The sequence below is a fragment of the Comamonas sp. BIGb0152 genome (assembly GCF_024809975.1).
In the GTDB taxonomy this organism is placed as follows: Bacteria; Pseudomonadota; Gammaproteobacteria; order Burkholderiales; family Burkholderiaceae_C; genus Comamonas.
This window is the reverse complement of record NZ_JANUDY010000019.1, coordinates 1-26,238: the sequence shown is the minus strand read 5'-3', so window position 1 is coordinate 26,238 and position 26,238 is coordinate 1. Positions and strand designations below refer to the sequence as shown.

The following is a 26,238-nucleotide window of genomic DNA, read 5'->3' as shown; positions in this document are numbered from 1 at the left end:
TCCAAGAACTCACGCTTGCGCGTGCGTTTGGACTTCTTCTCGAATCCGGTGGCCAGGCTCATTTGCTTCATCTGTGGATCATCCCATGCGCTGCGGCGGGTTGGACGTTTTGCAGAGTTTCCCTAAGCGCGTTCGTCTCCACGGAAATGTCCAGGGAAAGGTTCGAAACGGCGCAGGCGTGATCTACCAGCATCCGAATCCCGTGAGGTGCACTCGGTAGCACCATAGGGCGGCCGGACAGGCTCGCTAGTGGCGCGCAGTCCGGCTTTGCGTGGTGCGATCAGCAGGTAGCCGCGACAGTGTGTGGTCAGCATATCTCCTGGGACATCATCCGAGCACGTGATCGGTAGCGCGTTGCATTGGAATCCCGCCGCAGGCTGGGTGGCCATTATTCTCCGACCCACTCGCGGTGAGTTCTTCGAGAAAATACAGCCAGTACCACCGCGGCGGCAGTCCAGCGCCCTTGACGAACGACGCCTGGCGCAAGCTGCACGTAGTGATGCCATCCATCGTGCATGGCGTGCCGATAGGGCATCTTGGATGACGGCCTGTTTGCCAGGATTTGTCGGGTTCTGCAGATCCTGCGCCGCGTTGATCTGCAAAACCCGATCCTGTTAATCGATCTGCGCGCCGGCTTCCTTGACTAAGCGCTGCCATTTCAGGGTTTCTTCCGACACCATTCGAGAGAAGTCAGCTCTGCTGCCCGGTGTGGGAGTGACGCCGAGCGCCATCAGCTTGTCCTGGAGATCCTTACTCGCCAAGGCCTTGTTCACCGCCGCATTGAGTGCCTGAGCGATTGGCTCTGGCGTCCCCTTTGGAGCGAAGAGTCCGTACCAAGGCGTCACTTCGTAGCCCCGTACGGTTTCCCCGACTGTCGGCGTGGAGGACAGGAGCGACTGCTGCTGCCGGTTGGTGACCGCGAGAATGAGTACTTGTCCGCGCTGGACAAATGGCTGGGCCGAGGCTGGAGCCTGGAACGAAATGTCCACGTCACCTGTGGCCAGCGCCATTGCCGATTCAGCGCCGCCTTTGTAAGGAACATGAAGCAGCTGGATCTCAGCGGTCTTTTCCAGCATCGCCCCTGCAAGGTGATTGACGGTGCCGTTGCCGGCGGAAGCGTAGCGCACCTCCGTGGGTTGCCGCTTGGCCTTCGCGACCAAATCCGCCACGGACTTGATGCCCGAGTTGGCGTTAGCGACCAGCAGGAACGCGCCGTCAGCAACCGAGGCGATGGCCATGAAGTCGCGCTCGGTGTCATATCCAACTTTGCGGTACAGCGCAGGATTAATGACGTGCGCAACCTGATTGAATAGCAGCGTATGCCCATCGGCCTTCGTGCGAGCCACGTACACGGTTCCGATGTTGCCACCCGCTCCGGGCTTGTTCTCTACAACAACGGACTGCCCGAGGATCTGTGACATCTGGTGCGCAAGCAGGCGCACGATCACATCGCTGGCGCCTCCTGGGGCCTGCGGCACGATGATGGAGACGGGCTTTGAAGGATAGCTGCCCTGTGCATGCACAACGGACACCATGGGTGCAGCGAAGCACGCTGCCACGGAAAGGACGAGGCGCTTGATCAGAGTCATAAATCACCGGAGTGTGGTTGATACGGGACGCGCGAGATGAAGGAGGCAGTCGCCCACCTCGCACATGGCGTTCGGACGTTCGCAAAGCACGATCCCGGAGGATCCGAAGAAGACTGGTTCTGACGGTCGATTGAGCGTGGCCGGGAAGTATATCGATCCCGCTAGATCACCCTGCTCGACTTGGTCGCCCAAGCGGACGGCGCTCTCGAAAAGACCGTTGGCGTGGGCGTACACGTAGTCACCTGGCAGCGCCTCGATCAGCAGCATCTCGTCTGGGGCTGGCAGGCCCTGCGAATTAATGATCTCCAGGTGCGCGAGAACACGCTTGATCCCGGCTTCGCACAGTTCCCGGTACGTTCGTTCGACCCAAGCGCGCCCACCGACTTCAGTCCCGATGCGGATGATTTTGTTGCGCGTGGCGGCTTCGGAAATGCTTCCTATGCCGCTCTTGCCCTTCAGCAGCAGCCCATATGGAGCGCCGAAGTGCCGCATGAGCGTGACCGCATCCAGCTCGCACTTTTCGGCGTCCGGCTGGACAACCGAGGTGCTGCAGGGCAGGTAGTTCAGCGATGCACCGCCGCTGTGGATGTCGAGGACGAGATCGACACGCGGCATCAACTCCGTCTCGACGAAGTGCGCAATCATCTCGCTCGGTGTGCCATCGGCTCGCCCGGGGTACAAACGATTCAGGTTTCCATCGTCCAGCGGAGAGGTCCGCGTACCAGCGAGCGCCGCAGGGTAGTTCGTCATGGGCATGATGATCAGTTGCCCCTGAATCTGGTTCGCCTCAAATTCCTGCACGAGCTTGGTCAGCGCTACTTGACCTTCGTATTCGTCGCCGTGCGACCCAGCGAGCAGCAGAACGCGGCGTCCGACGCCATTTCTGATGCTCACAATGGGAATCGGCAGCCATCCATAGGCGGATCGATTGACCGAGTGCGGCAGTCGCGCGAAGCCAATATGCTTACCTTGCTTTTCCAAATCGATATCGACGGTGATTCTGCTTTTGGCCATTGGATGGGTTTCAAGTTGAAAAAAGTTGTTCAATGGAGAGTACGGGCGCAAACTGGGAAGTGCTCATCAGCGCAGTGGCCATGGTGCGAAAGGCGGTTTCATGGTGTCTCCTACCTGGTGGATGTGCGAAGGATTCAAGGCACGACGGCCTGTTCACCCTCACTTTGACCGTTCACCGGAGATCTGAAAATTCCTTTGTTAGAAACTGTGTGATACGGTTTTTGTATTAGCCAATCTGGAAAATCGCATCCCCGTACCCCACCAGTTCACCCTCCTCGACGAGCTGCCGCCCCAGCACTGCTGCATGGGACGCAGTGATCTTTTCAACCAGCGCGCCGATCAGCAGATAACCCACGGTTTGGTCCGCTTCCACTCGCTGGCCCGGAGTCACTGCAGGGCTTTCATGCAGCGGATGGCGGGCAGCAAAGCGGCCCATTCCGGGTGAGCGCAACCAGCGAGGAGCAGCCGCAGCTGCGGCTGCTTCGCTGCTTTCTGCGGAGCGCGTGGAGTGGGCCTGCAGCGCCGGTGTTGCCGCGCGCAGCCACAGCTTGAAGCCAATATCGTGCGTTTTATCGTGAACTTCGCAAGCGGAGATGCCCTGTCCCTGCAGTGCGTGTGCCAGGGCTTCGATGTCTTTCGGGGTCATGTTGCGTTCTCCTTGCCGAGGCCTTGCGCCAGCCGGCGTTCGAGATAGTGGATGTCGACTCCGCCAGCGCGAAAGTCGGGCTCTTGCATCAAGATCGCATGCAGGGGGGCGTTGGTATCGATGCCGGTCACATCGATCTCGGCCAGCGCCGTGGACATGCGCGCCATGGCCTGCTCGCGGCTGGCGCCATGGGCCAGCAGCTTGGCGACCAGCGAGTCATAGTGCGGAGGCACTTCGTAGCCGGCATACAGGTGGGATTCGACGCGTATGCCAGGCCCGCCCGGAGGCGTCCAGGAGCGCACCACGCCGGGAGAGGGAGTGAACTTCCATGGGTGCTCCGCGTTGAGGCGGCATTCGATGGCATGGCCTTGGATCCGAATCTGGTCCTGGCGCACCGACAGGGGCAATCCCATGGCCACGCGCAATTGCTCCTCGACGATATCGACGCCGGTCACCAGTTCGGTGACGGGGTGCTCGACTTGCACGCGGGTGTTCATCTCGATGAAGTAGAACTGGCCGTCTTCGTACAGAAACTCGAAGGTGCCCGCTCCCCGGTAAGCAATGCGCAGGCAGGCGCTCGCGCAGCGCTGGCCCAGGTCGGCGATCGTGGCCCGATCGATGCCTGGTGCCGGGGATTCCTCGATGAGCTTCTGGTTGCGACGCTGCACCGAGCAGTCGCGCTCGCCCAGCCACAGTGCGTTGCCGTGCGCATCGGCCAACACCTGGATTTCGATGTGTCGGGGATGTTCGAGGTAGCGCTCCAGATAGACGCCGGCATTGCCGAAGTAGCGCTGCGCCTCTTCGCGTGTGAGCTGCACGGCCTGCGCCAGATCGGCCTGGTCACGGACGATGCGCATGCCGCGCCCGCCACCACCGCCAACGGCCTTGACGATCAGGGGGTAGCCGATGTCGTTGGCAATCGCCTGCACCTGATCCAGTTCCTGCGGCAATTGCTGGGGCGTTCCTGGCACGCAGGGCACGCCCGCATCCAGCATGGCCCGCTTGGCATTGACCTTGTCACCCATGAGGGCGATGACTTCGGAAGGGGGGCCAATGAAGATCAGACCGGCATCCTCGACGGCACGCGCAAACGCCGCGCTTTCCGAAAGAAAACCATATCCCGGGTGGATGGCCTGGGCACCCGTAAGCTCAGCCGCGACGATCAGTCGCTGCGCATCGAGGTAGCTCGAGGCAGCGCTCGCCGGACCTATGCAGATGCGGTGATCGGCGAGCTGCACATGGCGCAGGCCGGCATCGGCTTCGGAGTACGCTGCCACGGTCTTGAGTCCCAGTGAACGGCAGGCGCGCAGGATACGCAAGGCGATCTCGCCCCGATTGGCGATGAGTACGGTATCCATCATGGACGCTCCTCTTGCGGCGTGATCTCGAAAAGCACAGTGGCAGGCGTGACTGTCGCGCCGTCTTCGACGGCCACGCGAACGATGCGACCGCTGGCGTCGGCCTCGATCTGGTTGAGCATCTTCATGGCCTCGACCACAGCAAGCACCTGTCCTTCCTGCACGATGTCGCCCACTTTGACGAACGGGGCTTTGTCCGGCGCGGGAGCGCTGAAGAAGGTGCCGCTCATGCCCGCCACCACGCTATGCAGCGATAAGGGCGATGACGGCGTGGGCGATGGAGAAGCCTTGGAGACAGCCGCGGTTGCAGGAATGACCGCAGCTTCGCCACTCGCCTGCCGGGTTTCTGCGGCAAGACTGCGTCCGGTGGCGCTGCGCTGCAGCCGTATGCGGACATCGGAGCGGCTGTATTCCAATTCTTCGATGGAGGTACGGGCCATCACGCCCGCCAGTTCTTCTATGAGGTTCAATTCCATAACGGTGCCATGCAGTAGGGTTCAGGGGTGTTGTCGCCAACGCGAGATGTCGGCAGCCAGGCGCTGGTGCGTACGCGCATGGGTGCGCCGCAGCTGTATCACCGTGTCAGCACTGACCATCACAAATCGCAGCCGCGTGCCGACCGGAGCCTGGGCCACGCGCCAGATATCCGTTTCGATGACGGTGGCGATCTTGGGATAGCCGCCGCAGGTGTTGGCATCGGCGAGCTGGATGATGGGTTGCCCGTTGGGCGGTACCTGGACGGTGCCGGGCACGATGCCGTGAGAAAGCAGTTCCAGCCTATGGCTCAGCACCAGCGGAGTTCCGTCCAGCCGGTAGCCTGTGCGGTTGGCCTCGCTGGTGATGGTGTAGTGCGTCTGCGTAAAAGCCGCCTGTGCCTCGGCAGTGAAGGTGTCGTACTCGGCGGCGGCAATGGCCCTGAGTGTGACGATGCCGCTGTCCAATTCGTCGAACAGTCCTTGGCGCTCCGGGGGCAGCACGCCGAAAGCGCGCTGGTTGCCTATGTCCTGGCCTGCGGTGGTCAGCTGGTCGCCGCGCTTGAGCCCACGCCCGTCCAGGCCGCCGAAGCCGCCTTTGAGATCCGTGGAGCGCGAGCCCAGCACCTGCGGCACATCGATACCACCACCGCAGGCCAGATACATGCGGGCGCCCCGGCGCGGCGGCGCAATCGTGACCGTCTGCCCGGCGCTGGCATGGACGCTCCACCAGGGAGGATGGACTATGCCGTCGATGGTCACCGCGCTGTCCGCACCGGTCCAGGCCAGCCTGACATCGGCCAGCAACTGCGCCCTGAAAGGGAATAGGCTGATTTCGATGGCTGCGCAACCGGCTTCGTTGCCTGCCAGCGCGTTGGCCATGCTAAGCGCCTGCGGATCCATGGCGCCCGCATTGCTGACACCATGCGCCAGCCACCCGGTGCGGCCCAGGTCCTGCACTGCATTGAGCGCGCCGTTGCTGCGTACCTCCAAAGTGGCGGTCGTCATGCCGACACCTCGCGTATCTTGAAGATGACCCGGTCGCCGGGAGCGAAAAGGCAGGGAGGAGACCGCTGCAGGTCAAAGACATTGACCTCGGTCGAGCCTAACAAGTGCCAGCCAGAAGGTGCGGTGTAGGGCCAGATACCGGCCTGTGTACCTCCGATGATGACGCCTCCCTTGGGCATGGATGGGCGCGGACTGGCGCGGCGCGGCGTGGAAAGAGCATCTGGAAGCCCCACCAGATAGGCGAATCCAGGCATTGATCCCACGCATGCGACACGGTATTGCGCGCCGCTGTGCAATTGCACAACCTCTTGTCTGGAAAGCCCTGTATTCGACGCAATCGCCGCCAGGTCGCCAGCGTCGGAAAGGTCATAGTCCACGGGAACCTCGTGTGTGTTTCCGGCTTCCTCTCTGGGGTGTGATGCCTCCCAGCATTGCAGCAACAGTGCCTGCGCCTCGGTGTGCTCCACTGCCAACGGGTCGTAGATCAACAACAGATTGTTAACGCCCAGTACGCATTCCTTCATCCATCGCTGTGCGCGCAAAGGGCTGTCGGGCGCCACCATGGCCCACAGCCGCTGCTGGGTGGGCAGGCAAAACCTGTGGCCGCCCACATCCAGAAGCAAAGCGCATGCGCCCGCAGGGGAGATGCGCGGCTTGCGGGCTGGCATTGCAGTGGCGTGGGTCATACGAAACGGCGGATGGTGACGCCCGCTGCTTCCAAGGTCTGGCGCAGATGCTTTGCCATTTCCAAGGCCGTGGGCGTGTCGCCGTGGATGCAGATCGAGTCGATGCGCACGCCTTCGATGCGCTTGCCTGACTGGCATTCGATCGCGCCTTGCGTGACCATGCGCAGCATGCGCTGCGCGGCCAGCTCGGGGTCCTTGATGACCGCGCCGGGCTGGCTACGCGGCACCAACTGACCGTCGTCGGCGTAGGCTCGGTCGGCGAAGACTTCGTGGCACACGCGCAATCCCATGTCCTGGGCGACTGCGGCCGCTTGGCTGTTGGCGAAGGTCATGAACCACAGCGAAGCATCGACCGCCTGGATGGCGCGGCAAATGGCCTGGGTGATTTCGGGGTGCGTGGGCGTGAGATTGCCCAGAGCACCATGCGGCTTGACATAGCGGATGGGATTGCCCGCGTGCGTGGCGAGCGCCTGCGCGGCGCCGATCTGATAGGCGACAATGCGCTCGATCTCGGCCGGAGTGCATGGCAACACGCGCCGGCCAAAGCCCCACAGGTCGGGAAAGCCGGGGTGGGCGCCGACATTCACGTTCTTCTGCCCCGCCAGCGTGAAGGTGCGCGACATGATCTGCGGGTCACCTGCGTGAAAACCGCAGGCGACATTCGCCGAGGACACGATGTCGAGCAATGCGGCGTCATCGCCCATGCGCCAGTCACCGTAGCCTTCGCCCATGTCGGAGTTGATGTCGACGCTCGATGGATTCTTTGCGTTCATGGCTTACTCCGCTTTGATGCCTGCGTTTTCGATGACTTCCTTGAACACGGCGGCATCGCGGCGTGCCAGCGCAGTAGCTTCATGGACCGTGCCGCCTGCCACCTGAATTCCCCGTTCGGCCAACTGGGCCGCAAGCGCCTTGTCCTTTAAGGCGATATTCACTTCGGTGTTCAGACGCTCGATCACCGCTGCGGGTGTCCCTGCTTTGGCAGCCAGGGTGTTCCACCAGTCCAGCATGAACTCAGAGGACAGTCCTTGTTCCACGGTGGTAGGCAACTGCGGGTACATGGCCGAGCGTGTCGGCGCGACCAGCGCAATCGCTTTGAGCTTGCCGGCCTGCACCAGCGGCATGGCCTCGGGGGCCAAGGCCAGCATCACCTGCACATCGCCTGCCGTGAGCGCGAGCAATGCCGGCGCGCCGCCCTTGTAGGGCACATGCGCCGCATCCACGCCCGTCATGCGCTTGTAGCGCTCCATGCCCAGGTGACTGGGCGTGCCCACGCTGGCCGAGCCATAGCTGATCTTGCCGGGATGGGCCAGCAGATAGGCCTTGAGTTCGGCCATGGTGTTGGCGGGAACCTTGGGGTGGACCACCACCACGCTGGGCATGGCGGTGACATGCACGATGGGCGCAAGATCCTTGGCCGGGTCATAGCGCAAGGCCTTGCCGTAAAGCGAGGGGTTGATGGACAGACCCAGCATGGACGTCATCACCAGGGTGTAGCCGTCGGCAGGGGCGCTGGTCAGTCCGGCGATCGCCAGCTGTTCACTGGCACCGGGCCGGTTCTCGATGACCACAGGCTGGCCGAGCTGGGCGGCCAGTTTCTGCCCTACGAGGCGTGAAATCACATCGACCCCGCCGCCGGCCGCGAAGGGCACCAGAATCCGGATGGGTCTTGTGGGGTAGTCAGCGGCGCTGGCAGCGCCTATGCCCAGGGTGGGCGAAATCGCACAGGCGGCCAGAGCATGGACCAGAGCGCGTCGTTGCATAGTTGTCTCCAATGGTTGTTATGGCTGCTGTGACGGAAGTTTTTCCGTCACAGGCCTACCAATGTGGAGCGCAATGCACGTTTTGGAAATTCCGTTCTTTGGAATGCTGTGATACCTGCAACGTATCAGCGCTCAGAAGCACGGTGGAATCACTCCACTTGCGCGCCGGTGAGCTTGACCAGCCTGGCCCATTTGTTGATTTCAGGTCCCAGAGCCTTCTTGAACTCGTCAGGCGTGTTGCCTATCGGCACCGAGCCCTGGTCGGCAAGCAACTTTCGCACGTCGGGGTCGGCGACGACTTTCTGAATTGCAGCGGCAAGTTTGCTGATGATTGCCGGTGGGGTCGCGGCGGGCGCGAGCACACCGTTCCACAGCGCGATCTCGAAACCGGGCAAGACCTCAGCCACCGTAGGCAGCTGGGGCAGGCGGGCAGAGCGCTCCTTGGTGCTCACGGCCAGCGCCTGCAGCTTGCCGCTTTCGATGAAGGGCAGCACTTCCACCATAGGCGAGAACACGGCCTGGATCTGTCCGCCGATCAGATCGGTGTTGGCCGGGGCGCCGCCCTTGTAAGCGATGTGCACCATATCGCCCCGGGTCATGCTGTTGAGCAGCGCGCCCGAGAGGTGCGACGCCGAGCCGCTACCAGCCGAGCCATAGTTGATCGGACCTTTCTTCTCCTGCACGTAGCCCACGAATTCCTTAAGCGTCTTGGCGGGCAGATGGCTGTTGACGGTGAGCACGTTCGGGATCAGGGCGAACTGCGACACCGGCGCCAGTTCGCTGCTCAGGTTGAATCCCATGTTCTTGTAGAGCGACACATTGGTGGCGATGGTACTGGTCGCAAACAGGATGGTGTAGCCATCGGGCACCGACTTGGCAACATAGGCCGAGCCAATGTTGCTGCCCGCGCCCGCGCGGTTGTCGATGATGACCTGCTGGCCCAGTTGTTTGCTGAGCTTGTCGGCGAGCAGTCGCGCACTGGCGTCGGTACTGCCTCCAGCGGCGAACGGCACGACCATGGTGATCTGCTTTTTCGCCGGCCAGTCCTGGGCCTGAGCTGCCAGGCTGGTGGCGACGAGAGCCGCGGCGAGCGCGGTTTTGAGAAACGTGTAACAGGTCATTTTTGTCTCCTGGTTGAGGATGGCTTTTTATGTGTGAGGTACGCGTGTGCCCCTTCCTTGCGCTCTATGGCACCTGGAATCCTTGCCGGGGTGGCCTGGGCCGTGGCTTACGCGGACCGTGTGACGGACACCGTGCCGGCGTCGGCGTCCACTTCGATCAGATCGCCGTTGGTGATCGCCTGGGTCGGGTCCTGGTCCAGCTTCGCGACCACGGGGATGTTGCCGATGATGGCCCCGATGGTGGTGATCGCTTCGGGCGCGACCTGGACGAACGCCACGGGCGCGGTGCCGCGCGACACCATGTCGTAGATCTTGTAGGAGCCGCCGGTCGAGCCCTTGCCGGTCAGGAAGACCAGCACCTTGCCGGCGATATTTTGGCCTTCGAGTTCGTGGCCGGGTTCGGTCACTATGCCGGTCATGTTGTCCACGCCGCCGTTGAAGCTGATCGCTTCGCGGGTGACGAGGGCTTCGCCCCTGGCCTTGCCGGTGACGATCTTGCGGCCCGTGAGAATGAAAGTGGTCATGGTCATTTCCAGACTCCTTCAATCGCGGCTTGCATGACACGCGGCAGATTGCCGTAGTGCGTGGGCAGGCCGAACTGGCCGGGCGCGTAGAAGGCCATCTTGGCCGAATTGGTGGTCAGGGTCCTGTAGCCTTTGTTCGGCGCAATCACGCGGCTTCGTGCGAGGAACGGACAGGTTTCGCGCACCACGACCGCGCCGGCGTCTTCTATCGTCTTGATGTAGCCCATGCGTTCGGCCATGGCGTACATCGCGCCGGCCGTCGTGACCCACAGCGTCACGCCGGCATGCACTTTCTTGCCCTCAAGGGCCTCGGCCACTTCGCGGATTTCCTGCACCGAAGCGTTCGGGCACCCGATCAGTATCCAGTCCACATGGTCCGAAGGCTCCTTGTTCAAAAAGGCTTCGATCTTGCGCTTTTCTGCTTCATCGAACACCAGCACTTTTTCCGGTTCCTTGCCGCCGAAGGCGGCTTGCAGCGTCGGCGCTTCGGGCGTCACGCCCACGGCGTGGAACATGCTCACCGCGCCCGACGACGCCAGTGCGGCGCTCAGCGCCTTGAGTTCTTCGAGCGTGGGATTGGGCGGAATGCCGGTGAACACCGGCGTGTCCTGGCCCGCGATCTTGCCTGCAAAGCAGCCCAGCGTGCCGTAGTCGGTCATGTCGCGCAGCGGCGTGCGCACTTCGATCAAGAACTTGCCGTAGCGGTTTTCCTGCAGATGAAAGCCGTACTCTGGCGTGCGGCCCGTGAGCGCCGATGCCATGCCGCTGGGGCCGCCCTCGCGGTTCGTGCGCGCGCCGCAGACCGAATTCGCATAGACCACGGCCGACGACTCGCCCCAGGCCATGTGTTCGCCAAAGCGCGGGCTGTTGCCCACCAGGTAGGGGATGCAGGTATTGCAGGTGTTGGCGCCCATGTCCGCGTAGGCGTCGGTCAGCCGGATCTGCAGCTTGCTGTCGGATTCCGGAATGCCGATTGCTTCCCATTGCGTGGGATCGACCGCCGTGGGGTTGGTCGTGACCCGGGTGACGAACTGACCGCCCTGCTGGCGCAGGTCTTCGACCCAGCGCGTGCCCGCTTCCTCGGCCACCAGCACCGACGAGCCCGCCATGTGCACGTTGCTGATTTCGATCAGGCGCTTGGCGTCAAAGCCTTCGCCCAGCGCCACCAGTATCTGCATGGCTTTTTGCACCGCCGTGCCTTTGGCGCCGCCCAGCATTTGCTGCTCTTCTTCTGTCAGATGCATTTCATTGTTCTCCGTGGGTAGATGCAATGAATTCTTGATCGTCTAAAAGAATAGAAAAAGCGATAATTTGGAATACAAATACATTCCACACAGAGATCGATTAGCAGGCGGGAGACTTCGTTCATGATGACGTTCAAGCAACTCGAGGCCATTTTCTGGGTCGTGCAGCTCGGCGGCTTTGCCCAGGCGGCGAACAAGCTGCACACCACGCAATCGGCGATCTCCAAGCGCGTCAAGGAAGTCGAGGACCTGTTTGGCACCCCCTTGTTCGACCGCACACTGCGCGCTGCGCGGCTCACGGAGAAAGGCGAGGAAATGTTCCTGTTGGCCAAGCGGCTGCTGGAGCAAAGGGACGCGGCGATAGAGCAGTTCCAGAGTGCTGAGACACTGGAGCGCCATGTGCGAATAGGCGTCACGGAGCTGACCGCCATGACCTGGCTGCCGCGCCTGGTCAGTGCCATCCAGGCGCGCTATCCCCGCGTGGTCATAGAGCCGCAGGTCGATGCCAGCGCCATGCTGCGCGACAAGCTGCTGGCCGATGAGGTGGATCTGGTCATCATGCCGGATGTGTTCAACGACCAGCGCTTCCTGTCCCGGCTCGTGGGCACGGCCGAGCATGTCTGGATGTGCAAGCCGGGCCTGCTGGGGCGCCAGCGCCGGCTGCACGCGCATGAGCTGGTGGGCCACCGCCTGCTGACGCAGGACAACCGCTCGGGAACAGGACTGCTCTACAGCCGCTGGTTGCGTTCCATCGGCGTGGAGGCCCAGAACACCCTGGTCAGCAGCAGCGTGGTCGCGCTCATTGGTCTCACCGTGTCCGGCATGGGCATCAGCTATCTGCCGCGTGCGTGTCTGGCGCCCATGATTGCGTCGGGCAAGCTGCAGGCACTGACCGTGAGCCCGGCGCTGCCCCAGACCCGGTATGCGGCGATCTGCAAAGCCGACCGGCCCAGCAACCTGGTGACCGCAATTGCCGAACTGGCGCAGGCGCATTGCGACTTCGGCGAAATATTCCAGGCTGGCTGATGCCCGTGGGCAACGGCTATTGCAGTTTCGACGAGCGTACCCAGGCGATGGCCTCGTCGACCAGCGGATGGTGGCGGTTCGCGTTCCAGGCGGCCGCAGCCGTGACCACCATGATCTTTTCGTGCAGCGGGCGTACCACCACATTCTCGGGCGCGAGCTTGCGCACGGACGAGGGCACCAGTGCCACGCCCTGGCCGCAGCTCACATAGGCGATCTGCGAGGTGACCGAACGCACCTCGTGCAAGATGCGCGGCGCAAAGCCATGCGCGCGGCAGACGCCGGTCAGCATGTCGAAATACACCGGACTGACCTGGCGCGAAGACATCACGAGCTGCTCTGTACTCAGCGACTTGAGCCGTACACGCGACTGCGCGGCCAGCGCATGGTCCTTTGGCAAGGCGACCGCCAACCGGTCTTCCGTCATCGGGATGGCCGAGATGCCGTTGCCCACTTCGCCGTCAATGCGCGCAAATGCCAGGTCCAGCTCGCCGGCCTCGAGGCCAGGAACCGCGTCGACGCTGTCGATCTCGCGCACGAACACCGTCACGTTCGGGTGCATGCGCCGCATATGGTCGAGCAACGGCGGCACGGCGTCGAGCATGGCCGAAGTGATCGCGCCCACATGCAGCACGCCGGTCTGACCGGAAGAAACCTCCCGCACGACGCGCTCGAGCTGCTCGACCTGACCGGCGAACTGGCGCACGGCAGGCAGGATCGCCGCGCCTGCGGCGCTGAGCTGGGTGCCGCGCCGGGAGCGCTCGAACAGCTGCATTCCAAGCGACTGTTCCAGCACCTTGATCTGCTCGGTCAGCGGCGGCTGCGACATGTTCAGCCGCTGCGCGGCGCGGCCGAAGTGCTGTTCTTCGGCGACGGCCAGGAACATCCATAGCTGGCGTATCAGGCGAAAGTCGATCGTCTTGCTCATGCGCGGACTCCATCAAGGGTGCGGGTTCTCTGAGTATCAACGGGGCCGATGCGCTGGCGCCCTGGGCATGATTCTACGCGCTGATCCGATTTAAGTATCACTGAGATATCAAGTTCGGAATTTACATATCAGCGCGTCGATCAGACCATGCAGGGGTTCTTTCACGAGACCTTGCACCATGCCCTCACATTCCTTTCTTGATCGCCTCGCAGCGTTTGACACCAATACGGTTTCCGATGCGCTTGACTTCCTCGGCCTGGCCGGCGCGACCTATGGTCTGCGCCCGCTGTGGGACTGCCCCAAGATCGTCGGTCGCGCATCGACCATACAGCTCGGCCCCAAGCAGGAAGCCAAGCCCACGGTGCATCTGATCTCGCCGGTCATCGACGCCGTGACCAGCGATGACCGAGTCCTGGTGATCGCCGGCGGCGCCGACGGCATTTCGTGCTGGGGCGACATCCTGGCCAACGCAGCCGTGGCCAGGAAAGTGCGCGGCTCGGTGATCGACGGCCTGAGCCGCGACATCGAGGGCAGCGAGTCGGTGAACTATCCGGTCTATGGCCGCGGCGTGACCATGATCAGCGCGCGCAATCGCGTGATCCAGATTGATTCGGGCCGGCCCGTGCAGATGGCGGGCGTCACGGTGCAGGAAGACGACTATGTGATCGCCGACCGCTGCGGCACGGTATTCGTGCCTGCTAACCGCATTGAGGAAGTGCTCGATCTGGCAGAGCGCATCACCCGGCGGCAGGACGGTATGGTCGCGGCCGTGCGCGCTGGCCGCCCGGTGGCCGAAGTCATGCACGACAAGGAATTCGAGGCCATTGCGGCAAAGCATTAGATGCTGCGGCCTCGCCCATTCGCAGTGCGTGGCTCGCTCTTTCACATAACAACAGGAGACAAACCCATGAACGTCAAGCCAGGCATTCTTGCCTATGGATTGCTGGCACTGGCTGCGAGCGGCTCGGCTTTTGCACAGGCCGCTACCACTTTCCCCTGCAAGGTCGTCAAATTCATCGTGCCGTATCCGCCCGGCGGCTCCAGCGATCTACTCGCGCGTCTGCTCGTGCCCGGGCTGACGCAGAAGCTCTCGACAACCATTGTGGTCGAGAACAAGGCGGGCGCGGCCGGCAACATCGGCACCGCGCAGGTCAGCTCGGCCAAGGCCGACGGCTGCACCTGGCTGCTGGGCAACAGCAGCAACATCGTCATCAGCCGTAATCTGTACAAGCTGCAGCGTGACCCTGTCGAGGCGCTCACGCCCGTCGCCGAAGTTGCGGCCATGCCCATGGTGCTGTACGTTAACGCGCAGCTGCCGGCGACGGACATGAAGCAACTCGCCAGCGCGCTGCGTGCGAATCCCGGTCAGTACTCGTATGCCTCGCCAGGCAGTGGTACGACCCACCACCTTCTGGGCGAGAAGCTCAAGCTGGACTTGAGTGTGTCAGCCACCCATGTGCCCTACCGTGGCTCGGGCCCGGCGATTCAGGACGTGCTGGGAGGCAGCGTGTCGTTTGCCTTCGAAGGCACGAGCGCCATCATCCCCCATCTGGCGGGCGCGAAGATCCGCGCCCTGGCGACGACCGGAGAGCAGCGCTCGCCCGGTTTGCCCCATGTACCCACGATGAAGGAGCTGGGCTATCCGGGATTTGTCGTCACCAACTGGTATGGCGTATTCGTTCCCCAGGGCACGCCGGCGGCACTGGTGGAGCAGCTCAACATCAGCCTGCGCGAAACCATGAAGGCACCGCAGATAGCCGAGGCACTGGGCAAGTTTGACTCACTGAACTCGGATTACAGCGCACAGCAATACCGCAAGTTCGTACAGAAGGAAGCGCCGTATTGGGAATCACTCGTCAAACAGACGGGTGCCAAAGTCGATTGACATTCACTCAGCCAGGAACAATGCAATGAACACAGAAGACAAGGAATTGGTCGCGCTTTTCGAAGGGCTGGACACTCCCGGTGTTTCCGACGCCATGGACAAGCTGGGCCTGCATGGCCAGGCACTGGGCATCATGCCCTTGAGCAACTACACCCAGGTCGTGGTCGGCCCGGCATTCACCGTCAAGTACGTGCCTGCAAGCAATCCGCCAGGCACTGTGGGCGACTTCATCGACGAAGTCGCGCCCGGTGACGTGGTGGTGATCGACAACGACGGCCGCACCGATTGCACCGTCTGGGGCGACATCATGACCCAGTACGCGGGCCTGCGCGGCATTGCCGGCACGGTGATCGACGGTGTCTGCCGCGATGTGAACAAGGCGCTGGGTGACAACTACCCGATGTTCAGTGCCGGCCGCTTCATGCGCACCGGCAAGGATCGCGTGCAGGTCGAATCGGTGCAGTCCACCGTGGCGATAGGCAGCGTGCGCGTGGCGACGCGCGACATCGTGGTGGCCGATGCCAATGGCGTGGTCATCGTGCCGCGCGGCCGTGCCCGCGAGGTGGCGGCGACGGCTCGCAAGATCGAGGAAATCGAATCGCGCATCCGTGAACAGATTTCCCAGGGCAAGACCCTGGGCGAGGCGCGCGCTGCGCTGGGTTACCACAAGCTGCAAACCAAGGAGTGATCATGACGACTACCGCTCAACCCTATGGTGCCGAGCAACTGGCGCAAGCCTGCAAACTGGGCACATCCACGCTATTCGAGGCCTCGGGCCTGTCTACCAGTGCCACCGATATCGCCATTCGCCCGATATGGGCTGGCGCCTCGGTGGCCGGGCCGGCGTATCCGCTGGAATGCTCACCGGGCGACAACCTGGCCATCCATATCGCGCTGGAGAAGGCGCCTCGCGGCAGCATTCTCGTCATCTCCACCGGCGGCTTTGTCGCCGGCTACTGGGGAGAGGTGCTCACGGTAGCGGCCGAGGCGGCCGGCGTCGCGGGCCTGGTCATCGACGGCGGCGTGCGCGACATCGCGGCGCTGACGGCGCGGCGCTTTCCGGTGTTCTCGCGCGGCATCTCGATGCGCGGCACGATCAAGGCCAGCGCGCCTTCGGTGGGCCAGCCCATCAGTTTCACCGGCACGCCAGTGGCGACGGGCGATCTGGTGGTGGCCGATGATGACGGCGTGCTCGTCATTCCCGCGGCACAGGCTGCCCACACGCTGACCCAAGGGCAAAACCGTGCGGACAAGGAAGCCCGGATGATGGAGGCGCTGATGCAAGGCAAATCCACGCTGGAGCTGATGAACCTCACGAGCTGGAGGCAAGCCTGATGAACGCGCCAGCCCATACGTTGAACCGCTTCCTGGCCGAGGCCAAACCTTCGGCGACCTACAAGGTCATGGATCGCGTGGCGGCACGCCGAGCAGCGGGTGCCAGAATCATTTCGCTCAGTGCGGGCGAGCCGGACTTCGACACGCCCGCGCATGTGTGTGAGGCTGGCATCGCCGCCATCCGTGCCGGCCACACCCGCTACACCCAGGTGGCCGGTCTGCGGGCCTTGCGTGAAGCCATCGCCGCCAAGTTCCAGCGCGAAAACGAGCTGGACGTGGACTGGCGCAATACGCTGGTGTGCAGTGGCGGCAAGCAGGTGATCTTCAATGCGCTGGCCGCCACGCTGAACGAGGGCGACGAGGTCGTCGTGCCCGCACCGTACTGGGTGAGCTACCCTGAAATCGTGCAACTGTGCGGAGGCAAGGCCATCACTGTGACCTGCGGGGCCGAGAGCGGCTTCAAACTCACGCCCGATGCGCTGCGGGCCTCCATCACCCCCCACACACGCTGGCTGATCCTGAACTCGCCGTCCAACCCGAGCGGCGCTGTCTACAGCCGCGCCGAACTGCAGGCGCTGGCCGAAGTGCTGCTGGTGCATCCGCAGGTGCTGGTGCTCAGCGACGACATCTACGAGCACCTGATCTTCGACGGCATCGAGTTCTTCACCCTCGCCCAGGTGGAGCCGAGGTTGCGTGAGCGCGTGCTGACGATGAACGGCGTTTCCAAGGCCTATGCCATGACCGGCTGGCGCATCGGCTTTGGCACTGGGCCAAGTTGGCTGATCGAGGCGATGGAAAAGCTGCAAGGCCAGCAGACCTCGGGCGCCTGCACCATCTCGCAGCATGCAGCGCTGGCCGCGCTGACGGGGCCGCAGGACTCCATCGAACAGGGCCGCGCCGTGTTCCAGCGGCGGCGCGACATGGTGGTCGAGTTGCTGAACCAGGCACCGGGCCTGCATTGCGAGGTACCGCAAGGCGCGTTCTATGTCTTTGCCTCGTGCGAAGCCTGGCTGGGCAAGACCACGCGAGCCGGCACGAAGCTGAACAGCGATGAAGACGTGGTCAATGCCTTGCTGGACGAAGCGAATGTGGCCACTGTGCATGGTAGCGCCTTCGGGCTGGGACCGTACATCCGCATCGCTTATGCGCTGGACGATGCCTCGCTGCGGCAGGCATGCGAAGCGATTAAGAGATTCGGCCAGGCGCTGGCCGATTGAGTCCATTGTGCATTGCGGGCACTGATGGGTTGCGGCCAGGCGGTGCCCGCGCGGTTTGTCATTCCAAGGAAAGAGCTCTTATGTCTCCAGAATTCGCACTCACGCGCTTTCCGCTGTCGATTGATGGCGTGGCGCTGGATGTTTCCGCAATTCACCGCGGTGGTGACAACACCCCCATCGTCTTCCTGCACGGCTTTGGCTCTACGAAGGAAGACTATGCCGACATCGTGCGACAGACCGAGTTTGCAGGCCACCCCTTCCTGGCGTTCGATGCGCCCGGTTGCGGCGAAACCCGGTGCGCCGATCTGTCGAAGGTCAGTATTGCCTTTCAGGTGAAAGCGGCGCTGGCCATGGTGGATCGCATGGGTTTTGAGCGCTTTCACCTGATCGGCCATTCGATGGGGGCACTGGCCTCGCTGATGCTGGCGCACGCGCATCCTGAACGGATTCTCAGCTTCGTCAACATCAAGGGCAACCTCGCGCCCGAGGATTGCTTTCTCAGTCGCCAGATCTTCGACCACCCTCAGGACGACGTCGAGCGGTTCTTTGATGACTTCATAGAACGTACTCTGCTGGCGCCCTACTACTCGAGCGCGTTGTATGCGGCAAGCCTGCGCCAGAAGGTTCAAGTGGGGGCCATCAACGGCATCTTTCGCTCGATGGTCGAGCTTTCGGACAGCGGCGACTTGATCAACAAATTCCTCGGCTTGCCACTCCCCAAGATGTTCATGTACGGAGAGCAGTACGCGTCTCTGAGTTATTTGCCGCATATCCAGGCCCACGGAGTTCGCTTGTCCGAGATTTCTCGGTGCGGGCACTTCCCCATGTATGCCAACCCGGCCTTGATGTGGCGGGAGATCGCCAGGTTCCAGTCTGAACAGGGCGAGCGGTAACGCTACGCACGGACACGCGACGCTCCCACTTCAGGCCCCCAGTCACCCCAAGCCTCCAGCGCCCTTCTTGCCTTCCAACAAACCATAAGGACAACCATGAGACTCCTCTCAATTCTTGGCAAAAGACTCATCACCATTTTTTCGCTGGGACTGCTTGCAGGCAGCGTGCTGGCCGCCGAGCCGTATCCGACAAAGTACATCAAGCTCATGGTGCCTTACCCGGCTGGAGGACTGTCTGACTCCATCGCACGGGTCTTCAGTGAACCACTCTCGAAGCAGCTCGGACAGCCTGTGGTAGTCGAGAACCTGGGAGGTGCCGGCGGTACGATTGGGGCCAAGAAGGTACTGGATGCACCGGCAGATGGCTACTACGTTTTCCTGGGCACTCCCAATGAATTGATTCTGGCTCCGCTGGCCAACGCGGCCGTGAAGCTCAAGAGCGAGGACTTCCGCTTTGTGCAAATTGTCGGCACCTTGCCCATGGTGATCCTGGCGCGCAAGGATCTCCCCGCAAACACCGCAGACGAACTCGTGGCTCTGGCGCGCAGCGCGGCCAATACCAAGCCTCTGACCTTTGGCAGCGTTGGCTACGGCTCGTTCTACCACGTGCTCGGCGAGCACATGGCGCAGAAAATCGGGGCACCCATGACGCATGTGCCCTACAAGGGAGGTGCACAGCTGCTGATGGATCTCAGCGCTGGGCAATTGGACTTTGTGATCTTCCCCGTGTCGCAGCAGCAAGTGGCTATGGCGAACGAAGGCCGCATCAAGATGATCGCGGGCATCGATGCCACGCGCCCCGCTCTTGCTGCGCTCAAGAACATTCCGTCCGTCAACGAGGGCAAGGCCTTGAAGGGGTTCAATTTTTCATTCTGGACTGGCTTCTTCGTGCGCAAGGAAACCCCCGAGCCTGTGGTGCAGCGTCTCAGTCAGGCCCTGGCGAATGTGCTCTCTGTTGCCAATGTGCGCAACATGCTTGAAGCGCAAAACGTGCTCGTCGCCCAGCCTCTGTCCGCAGCAGATGCGGATAAGTCCTACCAGGCCGAAACGATGCGCTTTCGCGACATTGCCAAGACCATCAAGCTGCAGCCGCAGTAAGGAGCTCACCATGCAGCACCCCCTGATTGACGCTGTCGCGGCAGATGCCGACGAATTCGTGGCCCTGCGCCGCGACCTCCATCGCCACCCTGAACTGGGCTTCGAGGAGTTCCGCACGAGCGACCTCGTTGCCGAGCGCCTCGCGCAATGGGGTTACGCAGTGGAGCGCGGACTGGGCGGCACCGGCGTGGTAGGCCAGTTGCGGCGCGGCGATGGCGCCAAGCGGCTGGGCCTGCGCGCGGACATGGACGCGCTGCCGATCATGGAAGCCACCGGGTTGCCCCACGCGAGTCGTACCCATGGCGTGATGCACGCCTGTGGTCACGACGGCCATACCGCGATGCTGCTGGCGGCCGCACACCATCTGGCGACCCAGTGCGAGTTCAACGGCACGCTCAACGTGATTTTCCAACCCGCCGAGGAGGGTCGTGGCGGCGCACGCAAGATGCTGGAGGACGGACTCTTCACCAAGTACCCGTGCGACGCGATCTTCGCCATGCACAACATGCCGGGGCACCCGCAGGGCCGGCTGCTGCTGCGCGACGGCGCAGCCTGGGCCTCGTCCGACGATGTCACCATCACGCTCGAGGGCACGGGCGGCCACGGCGCCATGCCGCACCGCGCGGTCGATCCCGTAGTTGCAGGCGCGTCCATCGTCATGGGGCTGCAGACCATTGTTTCGCGCAACATCGACCCTTTGCACATGGCGGTAGTCACCGTGGGTGCCTTTCAGGCGGGCAGTGCCAACAACGTGATCCCGCAGACGGCGACACTCAAGCTCAGCGTGCGCGCACTCGACCGCGGCGTGCGCGATACGCTGGAGCGCCGCATCACGGAGCTGGTGCAGCTCCAGGCGAGCAGCTATGGCGTGCACGCCACGGTAGATTACCAGCGCCTCTTTCCCGTTCTTGTCAACACCTGCGCCGAGACGGCCTTCGCACGGCAAGTTGCTACGGAACTCGTTGGGGCTGAACGGGTTGAGCTCCAAGCAAGTGCGCTTGCTTGCAGCGAGGACTTCTCCTTCATGCTGGAGCACGTGCCTGGCTGTTACCTGCTGATTGGCAACGGCGATGGCTCGAAGACCGAAGGCAATGGGGGCCACGGCGCTTGCATGCTGCACAACGCGAACTACGACTTCAACGATCAAAATCTGCCGATCGGTGCGGCGTATTGGATCCTGCTGACGCAGCGATTTCTTCCCTAGGGTCCGAAGGCAAACCCTGGCTATCCAGGGCTTGCGCTCGACACCCGCCAACCGCCAATCTGACGAAACACAGTCCGATGTCTGAAGAGTGACGGATTGCGATTTCCATCCTGAAAAGACGCTCATGCTGCAATCCGTAGTTTTTCCATCCCAGAAGATCAAATCCATCTTGATCGCAAACCGTTCCGAGATCGCCATCCGTGTCATGCGCGCAGCATCGGAGATGGGTATTCGCACCGTGGCGATCTACTCGCGTGAAGACCGATTGGCGCTGCACCGTTTCAAGGCGGATGAGAGCTACCTGGTCGGCGAAGGCAGGAAGCCGCTGCAGGCCTATCTGGACATCGACGACATCCTGCGCGTTGCCCGAGCAGCCAAGGTAGACGCCATTCACCCCGGCTACGGCTTCCTGTCGGAGAACCCCGACTTCGCCGAGGCCGTGATCGCTGCCGGCATCGAATGGGTGGGGCCACGCCCCGAGGTGATGCGCACGCTCGGCAACAAGGTGGCGGCGCGCAATGCTGCCGTGGCGGCAGGTGTGCCGGTCATGCCCGCCACGCCGCCCTTGCCGCTGGATCTGGACGAGTGCAGGAAGCTGGCCGCTGGCGTTGGCTATCCCGTGATGCTCAAGGCCAGTTGGGGCGGCGGCGGGCGCGGCATGCGTGTCATCCGCAGCGAAGCGGAATTAACCGACGCCCTGGCCGCGGCCCGGCGCGAGGCATTGGCCGCCTTCGGCAACGACGAGGTCTACTTCGAGAAGCTGGTGCAGCGTGCGCGCCACGTGGAGGTGCAAATTTTGGGCGACCGCCATGGCAGCGTGGTGCACCTGTTCGAGCGCGACTGCACCGTCCAGCGCCGCAACCAAAAGGTGGTGGAGCGTGCGCCCGCGCCCTACCTGGACGATGCCCAGCGCCAGGCCCTGTGCGACAACGCCATCCGCCTGATGAAAGCCGTGAACTACACACACGCCGGCACAGTGGAGTTCCTGATGGACGTCGACAGCGGCCAGTTCTACTTCATCGAAGTCAATCCGCGCATCCAGGTGGAGCACACGGTGACCGAACTCATCACCGGCGTGGACATCGTCAAGGCGCAGTTGCGCATCAGCGAAGGCGGCCGCATCGGCATCACCGAAGACAGCGGCGCAGACGACCCCGCGCACCGCGCCAGCGGCGTGCCCGCACAGGGCGATATCCGCCTCAACGGCACGGCACTGCAATGCCGCATCACCACCGAAGACCCGGAGAACGGCTTTCTGCCCGACTATGGCCGCCTGTCGGCCTATCGCAACGCCGCGGGCTGGGGTATTCGACTGGACGAAGGCACGGCCTACAGCGGCGCAGTCATCACGCCGTACTACGACTCGCTGCTGGTCAAGGTCACGGCCTGGGCCCCCACCGCGCGCGAGTCGGTGCATCGCATGACCCGGGCGCTGCGAGAATTCCGCATCCGCGGCGTGGCCTCCAACCTGCAGTTCCTGGAGAACGTGATCAACCACCCGGATTTCGCGGCAGGCACGGTGACCACGCGCTTCATCGACACGACGCCCGAACTGCTGGAGTTCACCAAGCGGCGCGACCGCGGCAGCAAGCTGCTGGGCTTCATGGCCGACATTACCGTCAACGGCAACCCCGAGATGGCGGGCCGCAAGATGCCCGAGCTGCCATTCCCCAAGCCCGTGCTGCCCCGTGTGGACTCGAACACCGCCATCCCGCCCGGCTCGCGCGACCGCCTGAAGGAACTCGGCCCGCAGAAGTTCTCGCAGTGGATGCTGGACAGCAAGCCCGTATTAATGACCGATACCACGCTGCGTGACGCGCACCAGTCGCTGTTCGCCACGCGCATGCGCACGGCGGACATGCTGCCCATTGCGCCGTTCTATGCGCGCGAGCTGCCGCAGCTGTTCTCCATGGAATGCTGGGGGGGCGCCACCTTCGACGTGGCCATGCGCTTCCTGAAGGAAGATCCCTGGCAGCGCCTGGCGCAATTGCGCGAGCGCGTGCCCAACATCCTGTTCCAGATGCTGCTGCGCGGCGCCAATGGCGTGGGCTACACCAGCTATGCCGACAACGTGGTGCAGTTCTTCGTCAAGCAGGCGGCAGCGGCCGGTGTGGACCTGTTCCGCGTCTTCGATGCGCTGAACTGGGTCGAGAACATGCGCGTATCCATCGACGCCGTTCTGGAATCCGGCGCGCTATGCGAAGGTGCCATTTGCTACACCGGCGACCTGCTGGATCCCCAGCGCGGCAAATACGACCTGAAGTACTACGTCGGCATCGCCAAGAAACTGCAGCAGGCCGGCGTCCACATCCTGGCCATCAAGGACATGGCGGGCATCTGCCGCCCGCGCGCCGTGGCCGCGCTGGTGAGGGCATTGAAGGAGGAAACCGGCCTGCCCGTGCATTTCCACACCCACGACACCAGCGGTATCGCGGCCGCCTCGGTGCTGGCGGCCGTGGAGGCCGGCTGCGATGCCGTGGACAGCGCGTTGGACGCCATGAGCGGCCTGACCTCCCAGCCCAACCTGTCGTCCATCGCCGTCGCACTGGCCCACAGTGAGCGCGACCCCGGCTTGTCGCAGGACGCGCTGCACGCTGCCTCGACCTACTTCGAGGGCGTGCGTCGCTTCTATGCGCCGTTCGAGAGCGACATCCGTTCCGGCACGGCCGACGTCTACCGCCATGAAATGCCAGGTGGCCAGTACACCAACCTGCGCGAGCAGGCGCGCGCCATGGGGTTGGAACACCGCTGGACCGAGGTCTCGCAGGCCTATGGCGACGTCAACCGCCTGTTTGGCGACATTGTCAAGGTCACGCCGACCTCCAAGGTGGTGGGTGATATGGCGCTGATGATGGTGGCCAACGACCTCACCTCCGCCCAGGTGGCCGATCCGGCGCACGAAGTGGCCTTCCCCGAATCGGTCGTCTCGCTCTTCAAGGGCGAACTGGGGTTCCCGCCAGACGGATTCCCGCAGCCGTTGTCGCGCAAGGTGCTGAAACTGACAGAGGGGACAGAGCCGCCCGCGGCCTACCGCCCTGGCGATCATCTGCCACTGGTGGAACTGGAGGCTGCCCGCGACAAGGCCGCGCAGGCTGGCGGCATGCCCGTGGACGCGATGGACGACCGGCAACTGGCCAGCGCCCTCATGTATCCCAAGGTGGCCAGCGAATTCCACCAGCATATGCAAAGGCATGGCGACGTTTCCGTCCTGCCCACGCCCACCTTCTTCTACGGAATGAAACCCGGCGACGAAGTGGCGCTGGAGATCGACGCAGGGAAGACGCTGCTGGTGAGCCTGCAGACTATCCACGAGGAAAAGGGTATCGCCAAGGTGCAGTTCGAGATGAACGGCCAGTCGCGCATGACCAGCGTGGCGCGAACTGGCGCTGCCGCCGCGCAGCGAGAGAGGGCCAATTCCGGCAATCCACTGCATGTGGGGGCGCCCATGCCCGGCGCCATCGTGACGGTGCCGGTAGTGGCCGGTCAGTCGGTGCAGGCGGGCGCCACACTGCTTTCGTTGGAGGCCATGAAGATGGAAACGCACATGACAGCCGAACGCGACGGGGTGGTCGAACGCGTGCTGGTCAAGCCGGGCGATCGGGTGCAAGCCAAGGATCTGCTGGTCGTGTGGCGAGCATGAGCACCACAGTAATTTCCAACGAATGTTAGTGCCGATGCAAATCTGATCAGCTGGGGATGCGGACAAAAACTTGGACTACCAGGAGATGTAATGGATGCCTCCTTGCCTACGGGCAGCTCAAAGGCCGCAGAAGCACAAAGATGAACAGCGTGACCGTTGCGGGAGTGAGGCTTGTCCACTAGGCGAGCTGGGCTCTTAAATGAACACGGCATCAAAGTGCCCGCGGCGTGATAGACCAATGTCTTCACAAACACCAGCGAGGTTCCGTCATGCATCGTCTTACTGCACAAAGCGCGGGGCAAATCATCGGCCAGATGGGCGGCCTGCAGGTCATTGGACTGGACATCGCCAAAAGCGTGTTCCAACTTCACACAGTGGACATGAGCACAGGCGAGATCGTCAATGTGCAGCTCAAGCGGGCCAAGGTTTTAGGGCACTTCGCCAACCATGCGCCTTGCTTAATCGGCATCGAAGCCTGCGGTGGATCGCACCACTGGGCCCGTGAGTTGACGGCGCAGGGCCATGTCGTGCGGCTGATTCATGCCAAAGCTGTGCGCCCATTCGTGAACGGCAACAAGACCGACGCTACAGATGCACGAGCCATCTGGCTGGCGATCCAGCAGCCGGGCACCAAATTCGTGGGCGTGAAGACTCTTGCACAACAAGCCACGCTTACCTTGCATCGTCAGCGCGAGATGTTGATGCGGATGAAGATCATGCAGATCAATGCGTTGCGGGGGCTGCTGTATGAGTTTGGAGCCACCTTCGCGCGAGGCAAGAAAGCGTTGTTGGGCGAGTTGGAGCTCGCACTGGAGGAGCTTGCCAACAGCATTCCACAGTATGTCGTTGATAGCCTGCGCGAGCAGGCACAGCGCATCAAGCAACTGGCGATAGACATTAAGGCCATCGAGGTGAGGCTTGCTGCGATCCTGCGCATTAACGTGGACATGAAGCGTGTAGCGGCGATACCAGGGGTAGGCTTGCTCTCGGCTACAGCGGCCATCGCCACGATGGGGGAAGCCAAGGCATTCGCGTCAGGGCGCGAATTCTGTGCCTGGCTGGGTCTGGTGCCAAAGCAACGGGGCACAGGTGGCCGTGTGAATCTTTTGGGGATCTCCAAACGGGGCGACACCTACCTGCGCACCTTGCTTATTCACGGTGCGCGTGCGGTACTGAGGCATGCGAAAGAGCCCGATCCTTGGCTGGAGCAACTTCAAGCCAGGAGGCCAACGAACGTTGTGATCGTGGCACAGGCGGCCAAGATGACGCGAATGATCTGGGCCGTTACCGTCCGACAGCAGGACTACCAACGAGGCCACCAGACTACCAGGCCGCTTGCGGCTTGAGCTGATAGCAGATCCACCCGAGAAAGGAGGATGTGAACCCTTGAAGGCGATGAAGCAGCAACAAAGCAGCGTGATGTGTGACCCTGCCTCGATTTCACGTACAGCAAAAAGTTGGTAACTTCAGCTGTATGGAGAATCGAGATGCAAGGTAGCAAACTGCCCAGGCGGCAGTACACGGATGAATTCAAAGTCGAGGCGGCCAGGCTGTCCGAATCGGTTGGCGGCCATGAAGCGGCGCGCCGA

At 62.7% G+C, this 26,238-nt stretch carries 24 protein-coding genes; 11 read left to right on the top strand and 13 right to left on the bottom strand.

Going from position 1 to position 26,238, the window contains the following annotated elements:
- Positions 1-614: 614 nt before the first annotated feature.
- The 12 genes from M2375_RS22450 to M2375_RS22395 form a co-directional block, all read right to left on the bottom strand.
- Complete coding sequence (locus M2375_RS22450; protein WP_259170513.1) at positions 615-1,589, bottom strand: tripartite tricarboxylate transporter substrate binding protein; 975 nt, start codon at positions 1,587-1,589, stop codon at positions 615-617.
- 3 nt (positions 1,590-1,592) lie between these two features.
- Entirely contained in the window at positions 1,593-2,636 is a 1,044-nt protein-coding gene (locus tag M2375_RS22445; RefSeq protein ID WP_259170512.1) for a succinylglutamate desuccinylase/aspartoacylase family protein, read from the bottom strand.
- A 193-nt stretch (positions 2,637-2,829) separates the two neighbouring features.
- On the bottom strand, positions 2,830-3,249 hold the full coding sequence (locus M2375_RS22440; RefSeq protein WP_259170511.1) for a hypothetical protein: 420 nt from the start codon (positions 3,247-3,249) through the stop codon (positions 2,830-2,832).
- Entirely contained in the window at positions 3,246-4,610 is a 1,365-nt protein-coding gene (accC, locus tag M2375_RS22435; RefSeq protein WP_259170510.1) for an acetyl-CoA carboxylase biotin carboxylase subunit, read from the bottom strand. Before accC ends, M2375_RS22440 begins: the two co-directional genes overlap by 4 nt.
- A complete protein-coding gene (gene accB, locus M2375_RS22430) occupies positions 4,607-5,083 on the bottom strand; it encodes an acetyl-CoA carboxylase biotin carboxyl carrier protein (RefSeq protein WP_259170508.1) in 477 nt (158 codons plus the stop codon). The genes accC and accB overlap by 4 nt, the downstream gene beginning before the upstream one ends.
- Before the next feature lie 21 nt (positions 5,084-5,104).
- The gene (locus M2375_RS22425; protein ID WP_259170506.1) at positions 5,105-6,088 is read right to left on the bottom strand and encodes a biotin-dependent carboxyltransferase family protein; all 984 of its coding nucleotides are present in this window, start codon (positions 6,086-6,088) and stop codon (positions 5,105-5,107) included.
- Positions 6,085-6,774 (bottom strand): 5-oxoprolinase subunit PxpB, encoded by a 690-nt coding sequence (gene pxpB, locus M2375_RS22420; protein ID WP_259170505.1) that lies wholly within the window; start codon positions 6,772-6,774, stop codon positions 6,085-6,087. The genes M2375_RS22425 and pxpB overlap by 4 nt, the downstream gene beginning before the upstream one ends.
- Positions 6,771-7,547, bottom strand: coding sequence for a LamB/YcsF family protein (locus M2375_RS22415; RefSeq protein WP_259170504.1), 777 nt, complete (start codon positions 7,545-7,547; stop codon positions 6,771-6,773). Before M2375_RS22415 ends, pxpB begins: the two co-directional genes overlap by 4 nt.
- A 3-nt stretch (positions 7,548-7,550) precedes the next feature.
- Entirely contained in the window at positions 7,551-8,537 is a 987-nt protein-coding gene (locus M2375_RS22410; protein WP_259170503.1) for a tripartite tricarboxylate transporter substrate binding protein, read from the bottom strand.
- Between the two features lie 149 nt (positions 8,538-8,686).
- Entirely contained in the window at positions 8,687-9,658 is a 972-nt protein-coding gene (locus tag M2375_RS22405) for a tripartite tricarboxylate transporter substrate binding protein (RefSeq protein WP_259170501.1), read from the bottom strand.
- Positions 9,659-9,765: 107 nt separating this feature from the next.
- Positions 9,766-10,188 carry an aconitase X swivel domain-containing protein gene (locus M2375_RS22400; protein ID WP_259170499.1) on the bottom strand — a complete coding sequence of 141 codons (423 nt, stop codon included), beginning with the start codon at positions 10,186-10,188 and terminating at the stop codon, positions 9,766-9,768.
- Positions 10,185-11,426 carry an aconitase X catalytic domain-containing protein gene (locus M2375_RS22395; RefSeq protein WP_259170495.1) on the bottom strand — a complete coding sequence of 414 codons (1,242 nt, stop codon included), beginning with the start codon at positions 11,424-11,426 and terminating at the stop codon, positions 10,185-10,187. The genes M2375_RS22400 and M2375_RS22395 overlap by 4 nt, the downstream gene beginning before the upstream one ends.
- A 123-nt stretch (positions 11,427-11,549) precedes the next feature.
- On the opposite strand from M2375_RS22395, the gene M2375_RS22390 reads away from it, so the two are divergent.
- Positions 11,550-12,452, top strand: coding sequence for a LysR family transcriptional regulator (locus M2375_RS22390; RefSeq protein WP_259170493.1), 903 nt, complete (start codon positions 11,550-11,552; stop codon positions 12,450-12,452).
- Positions 12,453-12,468: 16 nt separating this feature from the next.
- Here M2375_RS22390 and M2375_RS22385 read toward each other — a convergent pair whose 3' ends face one another.
- Positions 12,469-13,377 (bottom strand): LysR substrate-binding domain-containing protein, encoded by a 909-nt coding sequence (locus M2375_RS22385; protein WP_259170492.1) that lies wholly within the window; start codon positions 13,375-13,377, stop codon positions 12,469-12,471.
- Positions 13,378-13,555: 178 nt separating this feature from the next.
- Here M2375_RS22385 and M2375_RS22380 point away from each other — a divergent pair, with 178 nt between their 5' ends.
- The 10 genes from M2375_RS22380 to M2375_RS22335 all read left to right on the top strand — a co-directional run bounded on the left by M2375_RS22380 (position 13,556) and on the right by M2375_RS22335 (position 25,995).
- Positions 13,556-14,218, top strand: coding sequence for an RraA family protein (locus M2375_RS22380; protein WP_259170490.1), 663 nt, complete (start codon positions 13,556-13,558; stop codon positions 14,216-14,218).
- 66 nt (positions 14,219-14,284) lie between these two features.
- The gene (locus M2375_RS22375; protein WP_259170488.1) at positions 14,285-15,262 is read left to right on the top strand and encodes a tripartite tricarboxylate transporter substrate binding protein; all 978 of its coding nucleotides are present in this window, start codon (positions 14,285-14,287) and stop codon (positions 15,260-15,262) included.
- Positions 15,263-15,287: 25 nt separating this feature from the next.
- Positions 15,288-15,950, top strand: a complete 663-nt coding sequence (locus M2375_RS22370) for an RraA family protein (RefSeq protein WP_259170487.1) — start codon at positions 15,288-15,290, stop codon at positions 15,948-15,950.
- Positions 15,951-15,952: 2 nt separating this feature from the next.
- Positions 15,953-16,597 carry an RraA family protein gene (locus tag M2375_RS22365; RefSeq protein ID WP_259170486.1) on the top strand — a complete coding sequence of 215 codons (645 nt, stop codon included), beginning with the start codon at positions 15,953-15,955 and terminating at the stop codon, positions 16,595-16,597.
- Complete coding sequence (locus tag M2375_RS22360) at positions 16,597-17,814, top strand: pyridoxal phosphate-dependent aminotransferase (RefSeq protein ID WP_259170484.1); 1,218 nt, start codon at positions 16,597-16,599, stop codon at positions 17,812-17,814. Before M2375_RS22365 ends, M2375_RS22360 begins: the two co-directional genes overlap by 1 nt.
- A gap of 80 nt (positions 17,815-17,894) precedes the next feature.
- The gene (locus M2375_RS22355) at positions 17,895-18,707 is read left to right on the top strand and encodes an alpha/beta fold hydrolase (protein WP_259170483.1); all 813 of its coding nucleotides are present in this window, start codon (positions 17,895-17,897) and stop codon (positions 18,705-18,707) included.
- Between the two features lie 96 nt (positions 18,708-18,803).
- The gene (locus tag M2375_RS22350) at positions 18,804-19,805 is read left to right on the top strand and encodes a tripartite tricarboxylate transporter substrate binding protein (RefSeq protein WP_259170481.1); all 1,002 of its coding nucleotides are present in this window, start codon (positions 18,804-18,806) and stop codon (positions 19,803-19,805) included.
- A gap of 10 nt (positions 19,806-19,815) precedes the next feature.
- Complete coding sequence (locus M2375_RS22345) at positions 19,816-21,009, top strand: M20 aminoacylase family protein (protein WP_259170479.1); 1,194 nt, start codon at positions 19,816-19,818, stop codon at positions 21,007-21,009.
- A 124-nt stretch (positions 21,010-21,133) separates the two neighbouring features.
- The gene (locus M2375_RS22340; RefSeq protein ID WP_259170478.1) at positions 21,134-24,649 is read left to right on the top strand and encodes a pyruvate carboxylase; all 3,516 of its coding nucleotides are present in this window, start codon (positions 21,134-21,136) and stop codon (positions 24,647-24,649) included.
- Positions 24,650-24,963: 314 nt separating this feature from the next.
- A complete protein-coding gene (locus M2375_RS22335) occupies positions 24,964-25,995 on the top strand; it encodes an IS110 family transposase (protein ID WP_259170515.1) in 1,032 nt (343 codons plus the stop codon).
- Positions 25,996-26,238: the final 243 nt, after the last annotated feature.

What these genes read in the sequence shown, in the direction of transcription:
- pxpB (WP_259170505.1), bottom strand. Translation starts at nt 6,774, where the DNA reads ATGACCCACGCCACTGCAATGCCAGCCCGCAAGCCGCGCATCTCCCCT.
- M2375_RS22380 (WP_259170490.1), top strand. Translation starts at nt 13,556, where the DNA reads ATGCCCTCACATTCCTTTCTTGATCGCCTCGCAGCGTTTGACACCAAT.
- M2375_RS22390 (WP_259170493.1), top strand. Translation starts at nt 11,550, where the DNA reads ATGATGACGTTCAAGCAACTCGAGGCCATTTTCTGGGTCGTGCAGCTC.
- M2375_RS22335 (WP_259170515.1), top strand. Translation starts at nt 24,964, where the DNA reads ATGGGCGGCCTGCAGGTCATTGGACTGGACATCGCCAAAAGCGTGTTC.
- M2375_RS22360 (WP_259170484.1), top strand. Translation starts at nt 16,597, where the DNA reads ATGAACGCGCCAGCCCATACGTTGAACCGCTTCCTGGCCGAGGCCAAA.
- M2375_RS22400 (WP_259170499.1), bottom strand. Translation starts at nt 10,188, where the DNA reads ATGACCATGACCACTTTCATTCTCACGGGCCGCAAGATCGTCACCGGC.
- M2375_RS22375 (WP_259170488.1), top strand. Translation starts at nt 14,285, where the DNA reads ATGAACGTCAAGCCAGGCATTCTTGCCTATGGATTGCTGGCACTGGCT.
- M2375_RS22385 (WP_259170492.1), bottom strand. Translation starts at nt 13,377, where the DNA reads ATGAGCAAGACGATCGACTTTCGCCTGATACGCCAGCTATGGATGTTC.
- M2375_RS22350 (WP_259170481.1), top strand. Translation starts at nt 18,804, where the DNA reads ATGAGACTCCTCTCAATTCTTGGCAAAAGACTCATCACCATTTTTTCG.
- accC (WP_259170510.1), bottom strand. Translation starts at nt 4,610, where the DNA reads ATGATGGATACCGTACTCATCGCCAATCGGGGCGAGATCGCCTTGCGT.
- accB (WP_259170508.1), bottom strand. Translation starts at nt 5,083, where the DNA reads ATGGAATTGAACCTCATAGAAGAACTGGCGGGCGTGATGGCCCGTACC.
- M2375_RS22425 (WP_259170506.1), bottom strand. Translation starts at nt 6,088, where the DNA reads ATGACGACCGCCACTTTGGAGGTACGCAGCAACGGCGCGCTCAATGCA.
- M2375_RS22450 (WP_259170513.1), bottom strand. Translation starts at nt 1,589, where the DNA reads ATGACTCTGATCAAGCGCCTCGTCCTTTCCGTGGCAGCGTGCTTCGCT.
- M2375_RS22355 (WP_259170483.1), top strand. Translation starts at nt 17,895, where the DNA reads ATGTCTCCAGAATTCGCACTCACGCGCTTTCCGCTGTCGATTGATGGC.
- M2375_RS22395 (WP_259170495.1), bottom strand. Translation starts at nt 11,426, where the DNA reads ATGCATCTGACAGAAGAAGAGCAGCAAATGCTGGGCGGCGCCAAAGGC.
- M2375_RS22340 (WP_259170478.1), top strand. Translation starts at nt 21,134, where the DNA reads ATGCTGCAATCCGTAGTTTTTCCATCCCAGAAGATCAAATCCATCTTG.
- M2375_RS22440 (WP_259170511.1), bottom strand. Translation starts at nt 3,249, where the DNA reads ATGACCCCGAAAGACATCGAAGCCCTGGCACACGCACTGCAGGGACAG.
- M2375_RS22370 (WP_259170487.1), top strand. Translation starts at nt 15,288, where the DNA reads ATGAACACAGAAGACAAGGAATTGGTCGCGCTTTTCGAAGGGCTGGAC.
- M2375_RS22405 (WP_259170501.1), bottom strand. Translation starts at nt 9,658, where the DNA reads ATGACCTGTTACACGTTTCTCAAAACCGCGCTCGCCGCGGCTCTCGTC.
- M2375_RS22410 (WP_259170503.1), bottom strand. Translation starts at nt 8,537, where the DNA reads ATGCAACGACGCGCTCTGGTCCATGCTCTGGCCGCCTGTGCGATTTCG.
- M2375_RS22345 (WP_259170479.1), top strand. Translation starts at nt 19,816, where the DNA reads ATGCAGCACCCCCTGATTGACGCTGTCGCGGCAGATGCCGACGAATTC.
- M2375_RS22365 (WP_259170486.1), top strand. Translation starts at nt 15,953, where the DNA reads ATGACGACTACCGCTCAACCCTATGGTGCCGAGCAACTGGCGCAAGCC.
- M2375_RS22415 (WP_259170504.1), bottom strand. Translation starts at nt 7,547, where the DNA reads ATGAACGCAAAGAATCCATCGAGCGTCGACATCAACTCCGACATGGGC.